At 32.8% G+C, this 2,573-nt stretch carries 2 protein-coding genes; both read left to right on the top strand.

Annotated features, from left to right (window positions below):
- Nucleotides 1-1,918: hypothetical protein (locus tag GFV01_RS09995; protein WP_221411129.1), on the top strand; the 1,918-nt coding region annotated here is incomplete at its 5' end.
- A gap of 15 nt (nt 1,919-1,933) precedes the next feature.
- The coding region (locus tag GFV01_RS09990) for a hypothetical protein (RefSeq protein ID WP_160567193.1) at nt 1,934-2,573 on the top strand (640 nt) is incomplete at its 3' end.

The following is a 2,573-nucleotide window of genomic DNA, read 5'->3' as shown; positions in this document are numbered from 1 at the left end:
TGTTCAGATAAAGACTACTGAGTACGGCATAAAGCATACGGTTTGGGTACATACCGTGGGTATGGCTAAGGAAAAACTGACGGTGATCGTGTATAAAAAATTGGGGGCGGATGATTGGTTGGATTCTTATAACGAAAAGCAAAAGTCCTTTATGGTGGCAACACAGGCAAAAAGGTATGAGGCGGAGGTGGTGGGAACCGACGGCTTACTGTCGCTGGATTTTACCCCGGAGAGGGACTCGAACGTTCCGAGCCCTCAGGTGTTCTATATCGCTGTTTTTAAGGAGGAAAAGGATGCAAACGATGCAACGGTTTGGGTGGAATTGGAATCTCAGCTGAAGACGGTAAACAGGGATTCGTATGAAAAGGTTTTTAATGAGGAGTATTCGCAGGTGGGCATAGCCATGCCCACTTTGGAGGAAGGGCAAACTCCTATCGCGGAACAATTAAAAAAGGTGGAATCTGGTTTTTTCCATTTTTTTAATCCGCTGTATGTTTCTGATCTGGGAAATCTTGAAGATTTATCTTCTGTTTCTTTGGTTACCGTGGCCAGGGGGAAGAATTTGATGAAAAAACGTAATTGTTATTGTCATCGAGATTTTACCGAAGAAGAAATGGAACAATTGCTGATTCATATGAACGGGAATACGAAACTGTGGACCGACGGATTGATTAATGACAACAGCGTAAAAAGTTTAACTAGGGAATTAAATCAAATGTTTCGCAGGTATGGTATTAATTCTTGCATACAAAAAATTACTTTTTTGGCTCAAGTAAATGCGGAAACGGGATTTTTTAAATTATCGCAAGAAAAACCGAGTAAATATAAATCCAGTACTTCCTTTTATAAAGGGAGAGGATTGATACAACTTACCGGTAATTTAAATAAGGAAGGAACTGCTTACGATGATCCCGGACCTTATAAATTTTATGGATCTTATTTAGTAAAACAAGGTTATCTGAAAAAAGAAGAGGAAGGAATATTTATCAGCGATCCTGATTTGATATCCAAAGATCTACATTATGCCATAGACAGTGCCGGTTGGGAATGGTGTATTGAAAAAAAGGCACTTTCATATATAAGAGATTATGGTGATAAAGAAAAAAATGCGTACGCTAAATGGAAACGAGATACATTTCCAAAAGGAGTGGGAAAATCATTAAATGATATTGCATTAGCTTATGAAGAAACTATAGAGGAAGAAAAATACTTTTGGTTTCAATCTAAGATATTAAATGGGTATCCGCTTACACATAAAGATAAACCCGATCCGCATGGTTGGGAAAAGCGTAAAGAAGGACTTATAAAGTTAAAAACATGGTTTAAATACGATAAGGCTGTTTGTAGGGGAGAGAAAGAAATCAACTATAATAAAATATTAGATAATCCAATGCTTAATTATGTAAAAGTAGCTGGAAGCTTTATAGGAATAGAAGAAGGTAATAATTCAATAATAGCAAACTTTTTTACTGAAATAGGACATAAGGGATATACAGATAAAACTGCCTGGTGTGCAGCTTTTGTTAATTATTGCTTGAAAATAGGTAATCCAGAAATACCAAGAAAAGATGCTTTAAATGCTGTTTCTTTTTCATATTCTGGTTATGAGGAAGTAGATATACCATTTTATGGATCTTTTATGGTTTGGGCTAAAAATGGAACCTTTTATAAAGTTGGAAGCCAAGGTCACGTTGCTATAGTAGTAGGTAAAGTTGGAAATGCTTACGCACAATTAGGAGGAAATCAGGCAAAACCAGGAAAACAAGAAGGAACTACTGTGAATGTAGTTTTAAGACAAAGAGATCCAAAAGTAAAATATTTCCATCCAAAACAAGTTCCAAAAATAGAATTGGGAGAACCATTATTTACTCCAGCAACTAAAACAGCTGGTAAAGAATCATTGAATTCAACAAGATAATTAAAAAGTAAAATTATGAGAAAAATAACAAACTATTTGTTTAGTCTAATTTTAAGCATACAAGGATGTTCTCAAAATAAGCAAAATCAAACAAATATTAATATAGAAAATGATAATATGGTAAAAGAAACGTTAATGTCTCAATTAAAAGATGGTGATAGTACCCCATTAGGTGATGAATATGAATCCCACAATTATTCTCAAAAAGATTTAGATGCCACAATTAATATAATAAATAAAATTTTAGTATCTCAAGGCTATACATTTCCAACACAACTTGAATTTAACCATAAAATTAAATTAATATTAAATAGGATAATAGATAATAAGTCAGATAAAAAATATTTATATGTAGATTTATATGATAAATGTAATAGAGATGAAATTTATAGTAGAAATCCTATTTACAATGGTATTTTTATAGTAAAAAATAATTATTTCATTACTAGTCTATATGCAATACCAGAACTTATAGATTATCAAAAAGAATATCCTGAAACAAAATCAATTGAAGATAAAAAAATTATAAAATCAGATTCATATTGGACCGAGGAATTAGAAATTCCTCATTGGAAAGAAATAAAAAATTTATCCCAACGAAGGTATTTTAATAAACAGCGTTTAATTTCCCGAAACAAATACTTATTTAATGACG

The sequence above is a fragment of the Apibacter sp. B2912 genome, assembly GCF_009827835.1.
GTDB lineage: Bacteria > Bacteroidota > Bacteroidia > Flavobacteriales > Weeksellaceae > Apibacter.
This window is presented reverse-complemented; position numbering and strand designations above follow the sequence as displayed.